Source organism: Sphingopyxis sp. RIFCSPHIGHO2_12_FULL_65_19, assembly GCF_001830555.1.
Classification (GTDB): domain Bacteria; phylum Pseudomonadota; class Alphaproteobacteria; order Sphingomonadales; family Sphingomonadaceae; genus Sphingopyxis.
Window position 1 is genome coordinate 699 of sequence record NZ_MIAM01000006.1, and the last position, 17,033, is coordinate 17,731.

Annotated in this window: 19 protein-coding genes and 1 pseudogene; 14 read left to right on the forward strand and 6 right to left on the reverse strand. The window is 65.4% G+C overall.

Annotation, left to right across the window (positions count from 1 at the left end; translation table 11 throughout):
• Together A3E77_RS00950 and fghA are read left to right on the forward strand one after the other, a co-directional pair.
• Nucleotides 1-188: pseudogene (locus A3E77_RS00950) on the forward strand (prolyl-tRNA synthetase associated domain-containing protein); the annotation flags it as partial.
• Complete coding sequence (gene fghA, locus A3E77_RS00955) at nt 185-1,033, forward strand: S-formylglutathione hydrolase (protein WP_293643031.1); 849 nt, start codon at nt 185-187, stop codon at nt 1,031-1,033. The pseudogene A3E77_RS00950 and the gene fghA, both read left to right, overlap by 4 nt.
• A 37-nt stretch (nt 1,034-1,070) precedes the next feature.
• Here fghA and A3E77_RS00960 read toward each other — a convergent pair whose 3' ends face one another.
• The 5 genes from A3E77_RS00960 to A3E77_RS00980 form a co-directional block, all read right to left on the reverse strand.
• On the reverse strand, nt 1,071-2,057 hold the full coding sequence (locus tag A3E77_RS00960; protein WP_293643032.1) for a quinone oxidoreductase family protein: 987 nt from the start codon (nt 2,055-2,057) through the stop codon (nt 1,071-1,073).
• Between the two features lie 96 nt (nt 2,058-2,153).
• Nucleotides 2,154-3,986, reverse strand: a complete 1,833-nt coding sequence (locus A3E77_RS00965) for a DEAD/DEAH box helicase (RefSeq protein ID WP_293643033.1) — start codon at nt 3,984-3,986, stop codon at nt 2,154-2,156.
• 66 nt (nt 3,987-4,052) lie between these two features.
• Entirely contained in the window at nt 4,053-5,231 is a 1,179-nt protein-coding gene (locus tag A3E77_RS00970; RefSeq protein ID WP_293643034.1) for a BaiN/RdsA family NAD(P)/FAD-dependent oxidoreductase, read from the reverse strand.
• Nucleotides 5,232-5,404: 173 nt separating this feature from the next.
• Nucleotides 5,405-5,584: a hypothetical protein gene (locus tag A3E77_RS00975; protein WP_293643035.1), complete on the reverse strand. Its 180-nt coding sequence runs from the start codon at nt 5,582-5,584 to the stop codon at nt 5,405-5,407.
• Nucleotides 5,581-6,057: a GreA/GreB family elongation factor gene (locus A3E77_RS00980; protein WP_293643036.1), complete on the reverse strand. Its 477-nt coding sequence runs from the start codon at nt 6,055-6,057 to the stop codon at nt 5,581-5,583. Before A3E77_RS00980 ends, A3E77_RS00975 begins: the two co-directional genes overlap by 4 nt.
• 159 nt (nt 6,058-6,216) lie before the next feature.
• Between A3E77_RS00980 and A3E77_RS00985 the strand changes: the two genes are divergently transcribed.
• The 8 genes from A3E77_RS00985 to A3E77_RS01020 are packed head-to-tail and all read left to right on the forward strand — an operon-like array spanning nt 6,217 to nt 11,282.
• Entirely contained in the window at nt 6,217-6,513 is a 297-nt protein-coding gene (locus tag A3E77_RS00985) for a BufA1 family periplasmic bufferin-type metallophore (protein WP_293643037.1), read from the forward strand.
• Nucleotides 6,514-6,518: 5 nt separating this feature from the next.
• The gene (gene bufB / locus A3E77_RS00990) at nt 6,519-7,385 is read left to right on the forward strand and encodes an MNIO family bufferin maturase (protein WP_293643038.1); all 867 of its coding nucleotides are present in this window, start codon (nt 6,519-6,521) and stop codon (nt 7,383-7,385) included.
• Entirely contained in the window at nt 7,378-8,073 is a 696-nt protein-coding gene (locus tag A3E77_RS00995) for an HvfC/BufC N-terminal domain-containing protein (RefSeq protein ID WP_293643039.1), read from the forward strand. The genes bufB and A3E77_RS00995 overlap by 8 nt, the downstream gene beginning before the upstream one ends.
• 3 nt (nt 8,074-8,076) lie before the next feature.
• Nucleotides 8,077-8,535, forward strand: coding sequence for a DoxX family protein (locus tag A3E77_RS01000; protein ID WP_293643040.1), 459 nt, complete (start codon nt 8,077-8,079; stop codon nt 8,533-8,535).
• A complete protein-coding gene (locus A3E77_RS01005; protein WP_293643041.1) occupies nt 8,532-9,053 on the forward strand; it encodes a sigma-70 family RNA polymerase sigma factor in 522 nt (173 codons plus the stop codon). Before A3E77_RS01000 ends, A3E77_RS01005 begins: the two co-directional genes overlap by 4 nt.
• Nucleotide 9,054: 1 nt before the next feature.
• Entirely contained in the window at nt 9,055-9,705 is a 651-nt protein-coding gene (locus A3E77_RS01010) for a DUF1109 domain-containing protein (RefSeq protein WP_293643042.1), read from the forward strand.
• Nucleotides 9,706-9,763: 58 nt separating this feature from the next.
• Entirely contained in the window at nt 9,764-10,516 is a 753-nt protein-coding gene (locus A3E77_RS01015; RefSeq protein WP_293643043.1) for a head GIN domain-containing protein, read from the forward strand.
• A 43-nt stretch (nt 10,517-10,559) separates the two neighbouring features.
• A complete protein-coding gene (locus A3E77_RS01020; RefSeq protein ID WP_293643044.1) occupies nt 10,560-11,282 on the forward strand; it encodes a head GIN domain-containing protein in 723 nt (240 codons plus the stop codon).
• Nucleotides 11,283-11,313: 31 nt separating this feature from the next.
• Here A3E77_RS01020 and A3E77_RS01025 read toward each other — a convergent pair whose 3' ends face one another.
• Nucleotides 11,314-12,117, reverse strand: coding sequence for an SDR family oxidoreductase (locus A3E77_RS01025; RefSeq protein ID WP_293643045.1), 804 nt, complete (start codon nt 12,115-12,117; stop codon nt 11,314-11,316).
• A 111-nt stretch (nt 12,118-12,228) separates the two neighbouring features.
• On the opposite strand from A3E77_RS01025, the gene A3E77_RS01030 reads away from it, so the two are divergent.
• The 4 genes from A3E77_RS01030 to secA all read left to right on the forward strand — a co-directional run bounded on the left by A3E77_RS01030 (nt 12,229) and on the right by secA (nt 16,959).
• Nucleotides 12,229-12,744 carry a hypothetical protein gene (locus A3E77_RS01030; RefSeq protein WP_293643046.1) on the forward strand — a complete coding sequence of 172 codons (516 nt, stop codon included), beginning with the start codon at nt 12,229-12,231 and terminating at the stop codon, nt 12,742-12,744.
• A 12-nt stretch (nt 12,745-12,756) separates the two neighbouring features.
• Nucleotides 12,757-13,746: an energy transducer TonB gene (locus A3E77_RS01035; RefSeq protein WP_293643047.1), complete on the forward strand. Its 990-nt coding sequence runs from the start codon at nt 12,757-12,759 to the stop codon at nt 13,744-13,746.
• A gap of 113 nt (nt 13,747-13,859) precedes the next feature.
• Complete coding sequence (locus A3E77_RS01040) at nt 13,860-14,105, forward strand: hypothetical protein (protein WP_293643048.1); 246 nt, start codon at nt 13,860-13,862, stop codon at nt 14,103-14,105.
• Between the two features lie 118 nt (nt 14,106-14,223).
• Nucleotides 14,224-16,959: a preprotein translocase subunit SecA gene (gene secA, locus A3E77_RS01045; protein ID WP_293643049.1), complete on the forward strand. Its 2,736-nt coding sequence runs from the start codon at nt 14,224-14,226 to the stop codon at nt 16,957-16,959.
• The last annotated feature ends 74 nt before the right edge of the window (nt 16,960-17,033 follow it).

Sequence of the window (17,033 nt, forward strand, 5' to 3'; positions counted from 1 at the left end):
TCAATGCCCAGGCGGGAAGCATTACGGTGGTGCTCGACGAAAGCCTGGCCGCCGCCGATAGGGTGAATGTCCATCCGCTGCGCAACACCGGCACGCTTGGCCTGTCGGGTGCCGCAATCCTCGGCCTGTTGCGCCATTGGGGCCATGTGCCGTTGGTTGCGCCGATCCCCATGCAGGAAAATCCATGACCCTTGAAACCCTCTCCACCGTTCGCAGCCATGGCGGCACGCAGGGTGTCTACACGCATCAGAGCACGACGACCGGGACCGGCATGACCTTCGCGGTCTTTGTCCCCGATCATCAGCCGGGGACCAAGCTGCCGGTGCTCTGGTATTTGTCGGGTCTGACCTGCACCCACGCCAATGTGATGGAGAAGGGTGAATATCGGGCGGCTTGCGCCGAACATGGCGTGATCTTCATCGCCCCCGACACGTCCCCGCGCGGGGACGGCGTGCCCGACGATCCCGACGGCGCATGGGATTTCGGGCTGGGCGCCGGTTTCTATGTCGATGCGACCGAGGAACCCTGGGCGGCCAATTACCGGATGCGTTCCTATATCGAGGACGAGCTGCCGTCGCTGATCCTGCGCGAATTTGCCGCCGCCGACATGACGCGACAAGCGATCACCGGCCATTCGATGGGCGGGCATGGCGCGCTGACGGTCGCGCTGCGCACCCCCGATCGTTTCCGATCCGTGTCCGCCTTTTCGCCGATCGTGGCGCCGATGCAATGTCCGTGGGGCGAAAAGGCGTTGGGCAATTATCTGGGCGAAGATCGCGAGGCGTGGAGCGCATATGACGCCTGCGCGCTGATCGCGGGCGGCGCGCGCGTGCCCGATCTGCTCGTCGATCAGGGCGAGGCCGACAATTTCCTGGCCGAACAATTGAAGACGGCGCTGCTGGCCGAAGCGTGCGAACGGGCAGGGCAAGCGGCAACGATCCGGATGCAGCCGGGCTATGATCACAGCTATTATTTCATCTCGACCTTCCTCGCCGAACATGTCGCCTGGCACGCCGAACGGTTGAAGGCTTAGCGTCCCGACCCTAAGCGCTGTCTTTGCGGGGGCGACCTTATGGGTGTTCGGGTATCAGCAGGGTCGATCCGGTCGTCCGTCCGGCCTGCAGGTCGGCATGCGCGCGCGCCGCATCTTGCAATGAATAACGCTGTCCGACGGTGATTTGCACCGCCCCCGACGCGATCATCTCGAACACGCGCGCCGCCCCTGCTGCGCGCTCGCCGGGGTGGAGATAATAGTCGAACAGCGTCGGGCGGGTGACGAATTGCGATCCATGCTGGGCAAGTATGCCGAGGTTGACCCCCGTTACCGGGCCGCCCGCGTTGCCATAGCTGACGATCAGTCCGCGACGCGCGGTTGCTTTCAGCGACACCGCCCATGTCGCCATGCCGATCCCGTCGAAGGTGACGGGGACGCCCTGGCCGTCGGTGATTTCGCGGACATGCGCGGCAACGTCGTCGGTCTTGTACATCAGCACATGGTCGGCCCCGGCTTCGCGCGCGGCGTGCGCCTTGGCCTCGGTGCTGACGGTGCCGATCACCGTCGCGCCGACCGCCTTCAGCCATTGGACAAGGATCAGCCCGACCCCGCCCGCGGCGGCGTGGACCAGCGCGGTCGAACCCGGCTCGACCCTGGCGCAGCGTTCGACGAGCATTTCGACCGTACAGGCCTTGAGCAGCGCGGCCGCAGCGGTCGCGTCGTCGATGTCGGGCGGCAGCTTGAACAGCGAGGCGGCACTGACGATGCGCGCGCTGGCATAGGCGTTGCGTTCCGGACCGAAGGTCGCAACCCGGTCGCCCGGTCGGAACCCGTGGACGTCAGTCCCGACAGCGACGACTTCGCCCGCGGATTCGACCCCCAGCCCGCTGGGCAAGGGAACGGGATAGGTGCCGTCGCGGTGGTAGGTGTCGAGATAGTTCAGCCCGACCGCGGTCTGGCGAATCAGCACCTGGCCGGGGCCGGGGTCGCCGAGCGTCACGTCGCGCCATTCGATGACTTCAGGTCCGCCCTGGCTTTCGATAAGGGCCTCAATCGCTTTCATGCGCCTGCTCCTGCTGTCCGGCCCATCTGGTGGGCCGGGCAACCTAGCGCAAGGACGATGCGGCGAAAGCCCCTTCCCGGAAGGGAAGGGGGGACGTTATTTCGCGCGGCGCGGGCTGCGCTGGCCGTAGGGCTTGGGCTTGTAGCGGTCGTTGCCGCCCTGGCCGCCGGGACCACGCGGGCCGCGCGGAGCCGAACGCTCACCGCCGGGCGCACGGCCCAGTGTCGAGCGCGGCGCCCGCTCGCCCGGACCGCTCTTGTCGCGGCGGGGCGGATAGGTCGGGCCGTCCGGCGCGGGGGTGATCGAAACGCCGCTGTCGTCCTCGCCATCCTGATTCGCGGTACGCGTCACGGCCTCGGCGAAGCGGTCGGCGATCGCGCGCGGGATGTTGAACATCGTTTCCTTGGGACCGATGCGGATCGCGCCGATCTCGTTCTTGCTCACATGACCGCGGCGACAGAGGAGGGGCAGGATCCAGCGCGGGTCGGCATTCTGGTGGCGGCCGATGTTGAGGCGGAACCAGACGGCGTCCTCGAACCCCTCGCGGCGGTCGCCGCCCCGTTCGGGGCGCTCGAACCGCTCGCCGCGCTCGGGACGGCCGGCGGCGTCGCGGCCGCGCGGGCCATTGTCGAGCAAATCCTCGGGCGGCGGCATCAGCGCGCGGTGCGAGCGGACGAGCGACGCGGCGATATCCTCGGGCGTGCGCTCGGCCATCAGGCGCTGCGCGAGTTCCAGATCCTCGGGCTCATGCTCTTGCGGCGTGAGCAGTTTTTCCATCAACCGTTCCTGGTCGCGCGCGCGAACATCTGCCGCGGTCGGCGCGTCCATCCACGCGGCCTCGATCCGCGCGCCGCGCAGCATGCCGTCGACGCGGCGGCGGCGCGGATAGGGGACGATGATGACCGCAGTGCCCTTTTTGCCGGCGCGGCCGGTGCGGCCCGAACGGTGCTGGAGCGCTTCCGCATCGCGGGGGATTTCGACGTGGATCACCAGGCTGAGCGTCGGCAGGTCGATACCGCGCGCGGCGACGTCGGTTGCCACGCAAACGCGCGCGCGGCGATCGCGGAGGGCTTGCAGCGCGTGGTTGCGCTCGTTCTGGCTATGCTCCCCCGACAGCGCGACGGCGGCGAATCCGCGTTCGACCAGGCTGGCGTGGAGGCGGCGGACATTGTCGCGCGTCGCGCAGAACAGCATTGCGGTTTCGGCTTCGTGCAGACGCAGCAGATTGATCACTGCGCCCTCGATATCGGCGGGGGCCACGGTCACGGCCTGATAGGCGATGTCGCCATGGCCGCGGTCTTCGCCGACGGTCGAGATGCGCAGGGCATCGCGCTGGTATCGTTTCGCGAGCTGGACAATCGGTTTGGGAAGCGTCGCCGAAAACAAGAGCGTGCGGCGCGTTTCGGGGGTGCCGTCGAGGATTTCCTCAAGGTCGTCGCGAAAGCCCATGTCGAGCATCTCGTCGGCCTCGTCGAGCACGGCGACGCGCAGCGCGGTGAGGTCGAGCGCGCCGCGTTCGAGATGGTCGCGCAGGCGGCCGGGGGTGCCGACGACGATCTGGACGCCCTGGCTGAGCGCGCGGCGCTCCTTGCTGGCATCCATGCCGCCGACGCAGGTCGCGATGCGCGCGCCGGCCTTGCCATAGAGCCAGGCGAGTTCGCGGCTGACCTGTAGCGCGAGTTCGCGGGTCGGGGCGATGATGAGTGCCAGCGGCGATGTCGCGAAGGGCAAGCGGCCGTCCTCGATCAGCTCGTCGGCCATGGCGAGGCCGAATGCGACGGTCTTGCCGGAGCCGGTCTGCGCCGAGACGAGGAGATCGCGGCCTTTGGCTTCCGCTTCGGTCACATGCGTCTGCACCGGGGTGAGTGCTTCATAGCCGCGCGCGGCCAGGGCGTCCGAAAGGACGGGCGAAAGATTTTGGAAAGTCATCTTTATCTCAATAATATAGGCGGCCACCGGTGCGGTGACAGGCCGACAGAAGGGGGCTCAATGGGCTTAAATCACCTGTCCGGCAGCGTGTCCGCTTGCCCAGGCCCATTGAAAATTATAGCCGCCTAACCACCCTGTGACATCTACGGCCTCGCCGACCGCATAGAGGTTTGGGACGGATTTTACCATCATTGTTTGCGAGGATAGGTTTGCCGTCGAAATTCCGCCAACGGTGACCTCTGCTTTGGCGAATCCTTCGGTGCCGTTGGGACGGAAAATCCAACGTCGGAGCCGCGACTCGGCATCGGAGAGCTTGCGGTCGGTTTGCGCCGCAAGTTCGCCGGGAAGCGCAAGGCGTTCGGCAAGCGTTTCGGCGAGACGGTCCGGGAGCATCGCGCCGAGCGCCGCGCGCACCGTCGTGCGCGGGCGGGTGCGTTTTGCCTCGATCAGCCAGCCTTGCGGTGCATCGGGCAGGAAGTCGATCGTGACCGGCTCGCCGTGCCGCCAATAGCTGCTGGCTTGCAGGATTGCCGGACCCGAAAGCCCGCGGTGCGTGAACAATGCGGCCTCGCGGAAAGCCGCCTTGCCCGCGCAGGCCTCTACCGGCGCGGCGATTCCCGACAGGTCGCGGAACAGCACATCGTCGCCGCCGAGGGTCAGGGGGACGAGCGCAGGGCGCGGCTCGACCACCTTCAATCCAAACTGGCGAGCAAGATCATAAGCGAAGCCGGTAGCTCCCATCTTGGGAATCGATGGTCCGCCCGTCGCGATGACGAGTGCCGCCGCGACGAGATGCTGGTCGCCGAACCGGACACCGAATTTGCCGTCGGCATGAGTGACTTCGCGCACCGATTGGCCGGTGCGAATTTCAACCCCGGCCTTTGCCGCTTCATCGAGCAGCATCGCGACAATCTGTTTCGCCGATCCGTCGCAAAAAAGCTGGCCGAGCGTCTTTTCGTGATAGGCGATGCCGTGACGTTCGACGAGCGCGATGAAATCGGCGGGGGTGTAGCGTGCCAGCGCCGACTTCGCGAAATGCGGATTCGCCGACAGAAAGCGGTCGGGAGCGGTATTCACATTGGTGAAGTTGCAGCGCCCGCCGCCCGATATCAGGATCTTTTTCCCCACCTGGTCGGCGTGGTCGAGCAGCAGGACGCGCTTGCCCCGCCCGCCCGCGACGGCGGCGCACATCAGTCCGGCCGCGCCGGCGCCCAGCACGATGGCGTCAAAATCTTGGGCGGACACCGCTACCTTCCCCTTAGATGGCGAAGTTGGATGGGGGTGACGGTGCGGTCATTTGGTATCGCTTCGGGCCGAGAGCGCACCCCCTCCGCTGCGACTAGGCGACTATGTCGCCAAGTCTCGCTGCCTCCCCCATCGAGGGGGAGGGTTGGGCTGTGCAAATATTCCATGGTGGCTCAGTGCAGCTTGGCGATCGACAATCCGTCGGTCTTGGCGCGAACTTTGACCGATTCCTCGCTGCGCGTCAGCGCCTTGGCGATCGCCTTCAGCGCCATGCCCTTCTTCGCAAGCGTGTGCAGCTTGTCGATCTCGGCCGCCGTCCACGGCTGTTTATGGCGCTCGAACTTGTCTTTCATCCCTGTGTCTCCGGATCGGTTTCGACGGCGATGATCGCAATCGCGTCCTCGCGGCCCTGATATTCGACGCTCTCGCCCGCCTCGGCACCCATGATCGCGCGGGCCAGCGGCGCGAAAAAGGCGATTGAACCCGCCGCCGGGTCGGCCTCGTCGCCGCCGACGATGGTAATCGTCTTGTCGCCATTGTTCAGTCGATAGGTCACCCGGCTGCCGATCCCGACGCTGCCGTCGGCGGGCGCAACCTGCACCTCTGCGGTCGATTGGCGGGTGTGGAAATAACGCAGGCGGCGCAGCAATTTTTTGCGCGCCTCTTCGTCGCTGGTCGCAGCGACCGCGGCCTCGATCCGCGCCACCTCGTCGCCGAGCAGGCGCAAACCGCGCGGCGTTACAAGATTCGGGCCGACCGGGATGGGCAGCTCGAATTCGGGTTCTTTATGCTCGTCGTCGCTCTCGCGCCGAAAGGCTACGCTCATCTCTGGCTCGCTGATTGATATGGAAACAGCCCCCTGCGCGCCGAAGGTGGCGACAAGATGGCGCGATCGACATCGGGACGACCGTAACCATTCGGCGTGTCGGCGCGAACTGTCGTCGATGCCATCCCCCGCATCGTCCATTCTCAAGGGAGAAATATCATGTCGAATAGCCTGAAACTGTCGCTCGCCGCTTCGGCGATCCTCGCCATGGCCGCCGGTGCCGTCGCCGTCCCCGCTGCCGCCGCCGATGGCGCGAAGGAAAAATGCTATGGCGTGTCGCTGAAGGGCAAGAATGACTGCGCCGCGGGCCCGGGCACAAGCTGTGCCGGCACGTCGACCGTTGATTACCAGGGCAATGCCTGGAAGCATGTGCCCAAGGGCAGTTGCGAAAAAATGGGCGGCACGCTGGCGGCCCATGCCGGCAACGCCAAGCCGGTCGCCAAGAAGAAGGGCTGATCCCGATGCGGTCCCGCCCGCTTCGTGATTTGCCGCGCCGCGCCGGTTTCGGGTTGAAGCCCGAACATCATGCCGACGCGCTGGCAGCGATGGAGCAGGGCGCCGCGCCCGCCTGGGCCGAAGTCCACCCCCAAAACTACTTCGGCGCAGGCGGGCCTCCGCATCGCTGGCTGAGCGCCGTCGCGGCGCACATGCCGCTGAGCTTCCATTCGGTCGGTCTGTCGCTCGGATCGGCCGCAGGGGTCGATGCGGACGAACTCGACGCGCTTGCGGTGCTGTGCGCGCGCTATAACCCCGCGATGGTGTCCGACCATTTGAGCTGGAGCAATGGCGCCGACGACAAATTTCCCGACCTGCTTCCCATTCCGTACAGCCAAGCGGCGCTTGACCATTTTGTGTGCGAGGTCGGCCGGGTGCAGGACCGGCTTGGCCGCGCGATGCTGATCGAAAATCCCTCGCGCTATCTGGCCTATGCCCACGACGATTGGGGTGAGGTCGATTTTCTTCACGAATTGTGCCGACGCAGCGGCTGCGGCCTGCTGCTCGACATCAATAATGTCGTCGTGTCGGCGTTCAACCTCGGGTTCGACCCGGCGCCCTGGCTCGATGCCGTCGATCCGCACCTCGTTGGCGAAATCCATGTTGCAGGCCATGCGCGCAAGGATGACACCATGGGTGGGACAATCGCGATCGACGACCATGGCTCGCCGGTCGGCCCGCATTGCTGGGCGCTGCTGTCGGCCTTCCTGGCGCGCAGCGGGCCAAGGCCGGTGCTCGTCGAATGGGATAGCGACCTGCCGACCTGGCCGGTGCTGATGGCCGAAGTGGCGAAGGCCGATGCGCTGCTCGTCGCCGAACCGGCCGATGCTTGAAGCGCAGGCAGCGATCGCGGCGACATTGCTGCATGGCCCGGCATATTTGCCCGACGGCCTGTTCGCGGGCGGCGAGGCGGCGGCGCTGCGCGGACTGCGCGTCCATGCGAACAGCATCTCGCATGCGCGGCTCGTCGCGCTCGAGGACAGTTTTCCCCGCACGCGGGCACATCTGGGCGACGCCGAATTCAACCGGCAGTCGCGCGCCTTCCTCGATGCGGGCGGCGCGCAGCGTTGTTCGCTGACCGACATTGGCGCGGCGTTTCCTTGTTGGCTTGCGGACCCGCTGGCGGGCGACCTGGCGCGTATCGAACGGGCGTGGCTCGAAAGCTATCATGCGGCCGATGCCGCGGCGCTCGCGCTTTCCGACCTGGCCCAGTGCGACGAAGCCGCGTTGCTGGGCCTGCTCGTCCGCTCCCACCCAGCCGGGCGGGTCGTGCGCCTTGCCAGCGGGGCAGCGCGGCTGGTCGATCCGGCACTTGCTCCCGATGTCGCGGCAGTGCTCATCACGCGTCCCGAGGCCGAAGTGCACCTGTCGGCGATCCATCCCGTCGCGGCGGCCGCGATCGAGGCGGCGCGGGATTTTTCCCCGCTCGGTAACCTCATCGCCCCGCTTGCCGAAAACCATCCCGACGGCGGCGCCGCCATCGCGGCGCTGATCGCCGCCGGGGCCTTCGAGAGGATTTGACGGATGACGAAGATTGTCGCCTTTTACGATCGCGGCGTTGCATGGGTGGGGGGGCGCATTCCCGAAGGACTGGCGCTGTTCCTGCTGCGCGTGGCGCTGGCCGGGGTGTTCTGGCGTTCGGGGCAGACCAAGCTGATCGAAGGCGGTTTCCTGCAAATCGACCCATCGCAATATGACCTGTTTGCGTCGGAATTTTCGGGCCTGCCGCTCGCCCCCGCGATCGCGGTCCCGGTGACGGTCTTTGCCGAACATCTTTTCCCTGCGCTGCTGCTGCTTGGCCTTGCGACGCGCGGCGCCGCGGCGGCGCTGCTTGTCATGACGCTCGTCATCCAACTGTTCGTCTTTCCCGACGCCTGGTGGCCGGTCCATTCGCTGTGGGCGGGGATGGCGGCGATATTGATCGTGCGCGGTGGTGGCTTGTTTTCGCTCGATGCGCTTGCTGCTAGGCTGCGGCACAAATGAGCATCGACGAGCCCTCGCTGGCGCATCTGATGGCGGCGTCGCAGCGCGGCGACCGCGCCGCCTATCGCGCGCTGCTCACCGATAGCCGCAAGTGGCTTGAACGCTATTTCGCGCGGCGCATCGCGCCCGCGCAAATCGACGACCTGGTCCAGGAAACGCTGGTGTCGATGCATCGCAAGCTGGCGACCTGGGATAGCGCACGCCCCTTCCTCCCATGGCTGGCGGCGATCGCGCGCTATCGCTGGATCGATATGCTGCGCCGCCAGCGCGACGAGGCCGAACTGGGCGACAATGACGCCGCGGTCGGGGCGGAGGACGAGGCCGTCCACGCCCGGCTCAGCCTCGACCGGATGCTGGGCCTGCTGCCGGCAGGACAGGCGCAGGCGATCACGCTGGTCAAGATCGAGGGTGCCTCGATTGCCGAAGCGTCGCAGATTTGCGGGCAAAGCGAATCGCTGGTGAAGGTGAATATCCATCGCGGGCTTAAAAAACTCGCAGGACTGATTGAAAGCGAATGAAATGAGCAACCTATCGATCGACGAGCTGATCGACGACCTTGCCGGCGATCTTGCCCCGGTGCGCCCGCGCCGGGTGGCGCGCGGTTCGTTGTGGGTTGCCGCCGGCTGGGGGGCTGGGGCGGCGGCCCTGTTCTGGTTGTCGGGCGTGCGCCACGATCTGGCGGGCGGTATCATGATGCCGCCGCTGCCGTTGCTGGCCTTCTGGTTGGTGGTCGCGCTGGGCTTCGCCGCGGCGTGGAGCGCACTGCGCATGGGATTGCCGGGGGTCGGGCGCGATTACAGCGGCTGGCGTTGGGCAGGCCTTGCGGCATTGGCGCTGCCGCTGTCGGCGCTCGTGATGGCGCTCGGCGACGGCCACGCCGCGATGGAAGCGGCGCGCCCCGAAAACGGGCTTGGCTGCATGGTCGAGGGTGTGTTCGCAGGGCTGGGGGTTGGCGCGGCATTGTTCGCGTGGCTCAAGGCCGGCGCGCCGACATCGCCGGCACGGGCGGGCTGGGTGATCGGGATCGCGGCGGGCGCAGCGGGCGCCACGATCGTCGCATTGCATTGCGCTTCAAACGACATGATCCACATCGCGCTGTGGCACGGCCTGGCCGTCGCGCTTTCCGGTATCGCCGGACGCGTCCTGCTGACACCCCTCCTGCGCTGGTAGGCGGCTGGACAGCATCTCCTTTGTGTGTTATTTGAATAATACACAAAGGAGATGCACGATGCGGAACTGGATGATGGCGATTTTACCGCTGGTCCTTGTCACCGGCTGTAACGGCGCGGCGTCGGAAAGCGAAACGGCGGCCGAGCGGGAGGATCCGCCCGCCCGTGTCGGCCCGGTCGCAACCCAAAGCTTTGCGCTGACGGGGTTCACCGGCGTCGAAGTCGCCGGCCCCGACGATGTGACGATCCGCCAGGGCGATGCATTCTCGATTACCGCGCGGGGGCAGCAGGAATCGCTCGACCGGCTCGAAATCAGGCTCGACGGGACGCAACTCAAGATCGGTCGCAAGCGCGAGGGTTTCAGTTTTTCCAACCGCGACGATGACGATCTGGATATCGCGATCACCATGCCCCGCCTGGATGCGGTGCGCCTGACCGGGTCGGGAACGATCGACGCCGATAGTATCGACGGCGATGCCGTCGAAGCGGTGCTGACGGGGTCGGGCGACCTTAAGGTCGCGAAGCTGACGGCCAAGCGCGCCGACGTCACCGTGTCGGGGTCGGGCGACATCGAGATCGTTGGCGGCACGATCGAAGCCGGCGAGTTGAGCGTCACAGGATCGGGTGACATCGACGCCGAAGGCCTGGCCGCGGCGACGCTGGAGGTGTCGGTGACGGGATCGGGCAATGTCGATGCGCAGGCGACGGGCCAGGCCGATATCAGCATCCTGGGTTCGGGCGATGTGACGCTGGCGGGCGGTGCAAGCTGTACGAAGCGCCAGATGGGTTCGGGCACTGTCAGTTGCAAATGACACGATGCTGGTGCCGCCGACCCGGACGGGTTAAGGCGGCACCATGACCCCTGCCAGATCATGCGCCGCCCGATACGCCGCGATTGCGGCGACCGCCCTGTGCCTTTCCGGTCCCGCATCTGCCGCCGAAAGGCGGTTCGGCCTCGCCAGTTTCGAGGCGATTGAGGTCAACGCCGATGTGACGGTCGAGGTGGTGAACCGCGCGCCCGTCAGCGCGGTTGCGACCGGCCCGCAGGATGCGCTCGACCGGCTGAGTGTCGAAGCGCGCGATGGAAAGCTGGTGATCGGCGAACGGCAGTTTGCAGGCGACGAGCGCCGCCGGGGGCCGCGCGGGCCGGTGATCGTCCGAGTGAACGCGGCGAACCTGCGCTCGGCGACGCTCGCCGGGGCGGGATCGTTACAGGTCGATGCGTTAAAGGGACAGCGGGCAACGGTCGGGTTGAGTGGTCCCGGACGGCTCACCGTCGGTCAGATCGCCACCGACCGGCTTTCGGTCGCGATGATCGGGAACGGCACGATGACCCTCGGCGGCGCCGCCAAGCAGGCGCGCATGACGCTGTCGGGCGCCGGCATGGTCGACGCCGGTTCGCTGGCCGTCGATGAATTGATCAGCGACAGCGAGGGTGCAGGCGACCATATTCTGCGCGCGGTCAAGAGCGCGGCGATTACCGCGCGCGGGGTCGGTAAAACCGTCGTGCTCGGCCGCCCGACCTGCACGGTCCGCAACGTCGGCAGCGGAGCGGTGACCTGCGGACCTGCGAAATAGCCGACAAGAGTCGACTTTCGCGCCCTATCCGTCAGTGCCCCGTCGCACCCAGCCCGTCTATCTTCTTTGATTGACGGACGATCAGTCCCGGGAACCAGCGCGCGAGGCGTGACAGGCGCTTTGCCATCTTGCCGACGGTCGTGTGCACCTGGTCGCCGTGCACCGCGGCCCACGCCGCTTCGGCGACGCGTTCGACGGCGACGATCTCGAAACCGCTCGCGGACAGGCGACTGCGCGCCGGTTCGTTGCTGTCGGCGCTCACCTGATCGAGCAGCGGCGTGTCGATGAAGCCCGGCATCAGCGATCGCACCTTGATGCCATGTTTGGCGAACTCGATTTCGAGTGCTTCGGTCAGTCCGCGCACGGCAAATTTGGTGGCGGAATAGACGGCGAGACCCGCGACCCCATAAAATCCCGACGCCGACCCGGTGTTGAGGATTGTCGATCCCGGCGTGGCGCGGAGCAGCGGCAGCGCCATGTAGATGCCATTGACGACGCCGCCGAAATTGATCGCGATCAGCCGGTCCGCTTCCTCCGGCGCCATGTCCATATATTGGCCGCCCGACCCGATTCCCGCATTGTTGAACAAGACGTCGAGGCGGCCGCCGCTCGCCGCGGAAAATTCGTCGAGCGCGGCCTTCCATTGATCGCGGTCGCGCACGTCCATGACGTGGCGCGACGCGGCACCGTCGCCCAGCAGCGCAGCGGTTTCGTCGATCCCGGCGCGGTTGACGTCAGCGATTCCGACGAACCAGCCTTGCCCCGCGAAATGGCGCGCAACGGCGCGGCCAATGCCCGATCCGCCCCCGGTGATGAAAATCGCCTTCCGTGCCATCGCGCCTCTCCTTACATCATTGTCAGTGCGACAAAGATGCGAAGTTGACGTGCCCGTCAAGCGGCAATCGCGGCTTGGCAAGGCGGACGGCGCATGGCTAAGAGGGCGGCGATGACTCGCGGCCTGCGCCTGATCCTCCTGTCCTTGCTGCTTTTGTGTGCCGGACTTGCCGCCCCGGCCCGCGCCGAGGTGGTCATCAGCTTTTACAGCCATGATTTCGGCGACCGTTTTCCGCACGCCTTCATCATGATGAAGGGACGGGTTGATGCAACCGGCGAGGCGGTCGACAGCAACTACGGCTTTACGGCGGTCTCGGTCAGCCCCGCCATCCTGTTCGGATCGGTGAAGGGCAAGGTCGAATCGTCCAAGTCCGACTATATCGAGAAGAGCGACCACCAGTTCGATGTCACGGTAGACGACGCGACCTATGCGCGCGTGCTGGCAAAGGTAGCCGAGTGGCGCGACCGCGACCAGCCGAGTTACAGCCTGAACAAGCGCAATTGCGTCCATTTCGTCATGGAACTGGCCGAGGCGGTCGGGCTGAAGGTCAACCGCAAGAGCAAGTTGTTCAAGAAGCCCAAGAGCTTTCTTATCGAAGTGAAGGGGCTTAATCCGCAGCTGGGGTAAGGGGGCGCAGGGATGATATTCAGCGGAGCCATAGTCTTTCTTTTGGCCGCCGATCTGTCGCAGCCGGGGAGCCCGGCGGACAATCCCGGCGCCTGGATCACGAGCGATGATTATCCGATCCGCGCGATGATGGAAGAAATGGAAGGCACGACGGGTTTTCGCCTGAACTATGATGCTGGCGGAATGCCAACGACGTGCGACATTATATCGCCCAGCGGGCACACCGAACTCGATGCGGCGACCTGCCGGCTCGCGATGGAGCGCGCGCGCTTTAATCCCGGCCGCGATCAGGCGGGTAAACCGGTCGGCGGCACGTACCGCACGCGCGTCCGCTGGCAGATACCCCGGGGGGCCGGTGCCCCCGACCCGGCGATGGCGTTCCTGGAGGAAGATTTCCTGGACAATTGGCCGCGCGGTGCGCTCCCCAGCCCGGCCATGCGGCTACTCGATCCCGCCGACCATTATCCGGCCGCGGCGCGCAGCGCGCGTGTGGAAGGGATCGTCCGGATGCACCTCAAGATCGATCCGCTCGGCAAGGTAACCGATTGCGCCGTGACCGCGGGCAGCGGATCGGATGAGTTGGACAAGGCCGCCTGCGACCTCATGCGGAGCGAGGGCGCGTTCTTGCCGGCGCTCGATGGCGCCGGAAAGCCCGCCGCCGCCACCTTTGCCGCAAGCTTTGCGTGGATGCTGCCGAGCGCCGATACGCCCGGCGATGCGACGCCCGAGGCGCCAATGCCGTTTCCCTTGGGCGAGCCCGGCAGCGCGACGATGTCGATCGTGATCAACGTCGATGGCAGCGCCAGCGACTGCCAGTTCAGCGGAACCGGGAAGCTGGCGTCGCCGCAGCCGGAAATTTCGCCGTGCGATATTTTCGGCGGCGCGAGCCGATACGCGCCTTTTCGTGACGAACGTGGCCGACCCGTGGCGCGTCGCATTGTTTTTCACACCGACCTCTCGGTCGAGGATATTGCGTCAAAGCCGGCGCCGCCGACGCCATAGCGCGAATCTCTGGACGCAAACCGGCTTTCACCCTATATTCAGGCTCCGGGGTATAATAATTCACGCCTTCGGAATGTGATCAGGGGCGTATTTTGCGGTTATTGCTGACCCTTTTGGCATTGCTGACCGGCTTGGCGACTGCCGACCGGGCCGTTGCCGCGCCCGCCGTCCCGGCGGCGATGGGGGCCTTGGTCATGCTGGCCGAAACGGCCGGCAAGGCGGAGGCCGGCGATGCCGAGCGTCGCCCGACGACGACCGTCCCGACACGGCGCACCGCGGGCGGCAGCGGCAAACCGCGCAAGGCACCTCCGCCCCATCTTCCTGGCCTTCTTACCGGCAGCGACCGCGCACTCGAATAGGGCTGCCGCGTCCCGGCGACCGTCCCGAACGGCGCCGCTGCCCCGTCCAGGGGCCTTTTTTGCTTTTTCACGCGGCGACGATCGCTGCCCCGTCATTCCCAATTCCAAGGAAATTTCCATGTTTGCTGGCCTTGCCAAGAGCCTGTTCGGCTCGTCCAACGACCGTTATGTCGCCTCGATCCGCAAGATCGTCGACAAGATCAACGCTTTCGAGCCTTCGATGGAGGCGCTCGATGACGCCGGGTTGCAGGCGCAGACGCAGAAATTTCGCGACCGCCTGGCGGCCGGTGAAACGCTCGACGATATCCTGCCCGAAGCCTTTGCGACGGTCCGCGAGGCCGCGGTCCGCACACTCGGGATGCGGCATTTCGACGTGCAGATGGTCGGCGGCGTCGTCCTCCATCGCGGCGAAATCGCCGAGATGGCGACGGGCGAGGGCAAGACGCTGATGGCGACTTTGCCCTGTTATCTTAACGCGCTGGAGGGGAAGGGTGTCCATGTCGTCACGGTCAACGATTATCTCGCGACGCGCGATGCCGAATGGATGGGCACCGTTTATGGCTTCCTGGGCCTGACCACTGGGATCATCGTTCCGAACCTCAACGAAACGCAGCGTCGCGCTGCCTATAACAGCGACATCACCTACGCGACGAACAACGAACTCGGCTTCGATTACCTGCGCGACAATATGAAGTTCGACCGGCAGCAGATGGTGCACCGCGAATTCAATTTCGGCATCGTCGACGAGGTCGATTCGATCCTGATCGACGAAGCGCGCACGCCGTTGATCATCTCCGGCCCGACCGACGACAAGTCGGAACTTTACATCCGCGTCAACGAAGTCGTGCTCAACCTGACCGAGGATGATTATGAGAAGGACGAAAAGTCCAAGGCGATCAGCCTGACCGAAGACGGCACCGAGCATGTCGAGCGATTGCTCGAAGCCGCGGGCCTGCTTCAGGGCAACAATCTGTATGACATCGAAAATACCCAGGTCGTCCATCACGTGAATCAGGCGCTGAAGGCGATCCAGATGTTCCGGATCGACACCGACTATATCGTCAAGGACGGCAAGGTCGTGATCATCGACGAGTTCACCGGCCGCATGATGGACGGGCGCCGCTGGTCGGACGGCCTGCACCAGGCGGTCGAGGCGAAGGAAGGCGTGCAGATCGAGCCCGAAAATCAGACGCTCGCTTCGATCACCTTCCAGAATTATTTCCGCATGTATCCGAAGCTGTCGGGCATGACGGGCACCGCGGCGACCGAAGCCGCCGAATTCTTCGACATCTACAAGATGAATGTCGTGAATATCCCGACCAACCGCCCGATCGCGCGCATCGACGATGAAGATGAGTTCTACAAGAATATCACCGACAAGTTCGGCGCCATCGCCAAGACGATCCGCGAAGCGAACGAGCGCGGCCAGCCGGTTCTGGTCGGCACGGTGTCGATCGAAAAGTCCGAACTGCTGTCGTCCTTCCTTGAAAAGGAAGGTGTGCCGCACAGCGTCCTCAACGCGCGCTTCCACGAAAGCGAGGCGCATATCGTCGCACAGGCGGGCCGCACCGGCGCGGTGACGATCGCGACGAATATGGCGGGCCGCGGCACCGACATCAAATTGGGCGGCAACGAAGAATTCCGGATCGACGACGAGTTGAAGGATTTGCCCGAAGGCCCCGAGCGCGACGCCGCGATCGAACGGATCAAGGCCGAAGTCGCCGCGGAGCGCGAGGCGGTGAAGGCCGCTGGCGGGCTGTTCGTGCTTGCGACCGAGCGCCACGAAAGCCGCCGCATCGACAACCAGCTGCGCGGCCGTTCGGGGCGCCAGGGCGACCCCGGCCTGTCCAAATTCTACCTCTGCCTCGACGATGACCTGCTGCGCATCTTTGGCCCCGACACGCTGTTTTCCAAGATGATGAACAAGAACCTGGAGGACGGCGAGGCGATCGGGTCGAAATGGCTGTCGAAGGCGATCGAGACCGCGCAAAAGAAGGTCGAGGCGCGCAATTACGACATCCGTAAACAGGTGGTCGAGTATGACAATGTGATGAACGACCAGCGCAAGGTCATTTATGAACAGCGCGGCGAAATCATCGACAGCGAGACCGTCGACGAGGTGATGGCGGCGATGCGCGCCGAAACGGTGAATGCGATCATCGCCGACGCGTGCCCGCCGGGCAGCTATCCCGAACAGTGGAACATCGAACAGATGAAGGAGCGCGTCGCAGACATCCTCGACCTGTCGCCTCCGATCGACGACTGGATGCAGGAAGATGCGGTCGACGCCGAAATTTTCGAGGAACGCATTCAGGCGGCGGCCGATGCGACCGCGGCCGAAAAGGCAGGGCTGGTCGACGAGGAAACGTGGCGGGGTATCGAAAAATCGGTGCTGCTCCAGACGCTCGACCATCATTGGAAAGAGCATCTGTCGACGCTGGATGCGCTGCGCCAGGTCGTCTTCCTGCGCGCCTATGCGCAGAAGCAGCCGATCAATGAATATAAGCAGGAAGCCTTTGCCCTGTTCGAGCGCATGTTGTCGAACATCCGCGAGGATGTAACGCGCACCGTTGCGCGCATCGACCTGCGCTTTGAAGAGCCGGAGCCGATGCCGCTGCCCGACCTGCCCGATTTCCTGACGACGCACATCGATCCGTTTACGGGCGAGGATAACAGCGCCGATATCGACGGCGGCGATCTGGGCTTGATCGCCAACACGCTGCCGCCGATGCAGATCCCGCGTCCCGACCTGCCCGATGGCGACAATCCCTATGCGGCGCTCGACATCAGCCGCAACGCGCCCTGTCCGTGCGGGTCGGGCCGCAAATACAAGCATTGCCACGGCGCCATTTGATGCGGCTGCCGCGCGCTTCGGGGGCGCGCGGCAAGTCGTTGATGTTACGGTAACACCATGCGTCATGAGCGCGC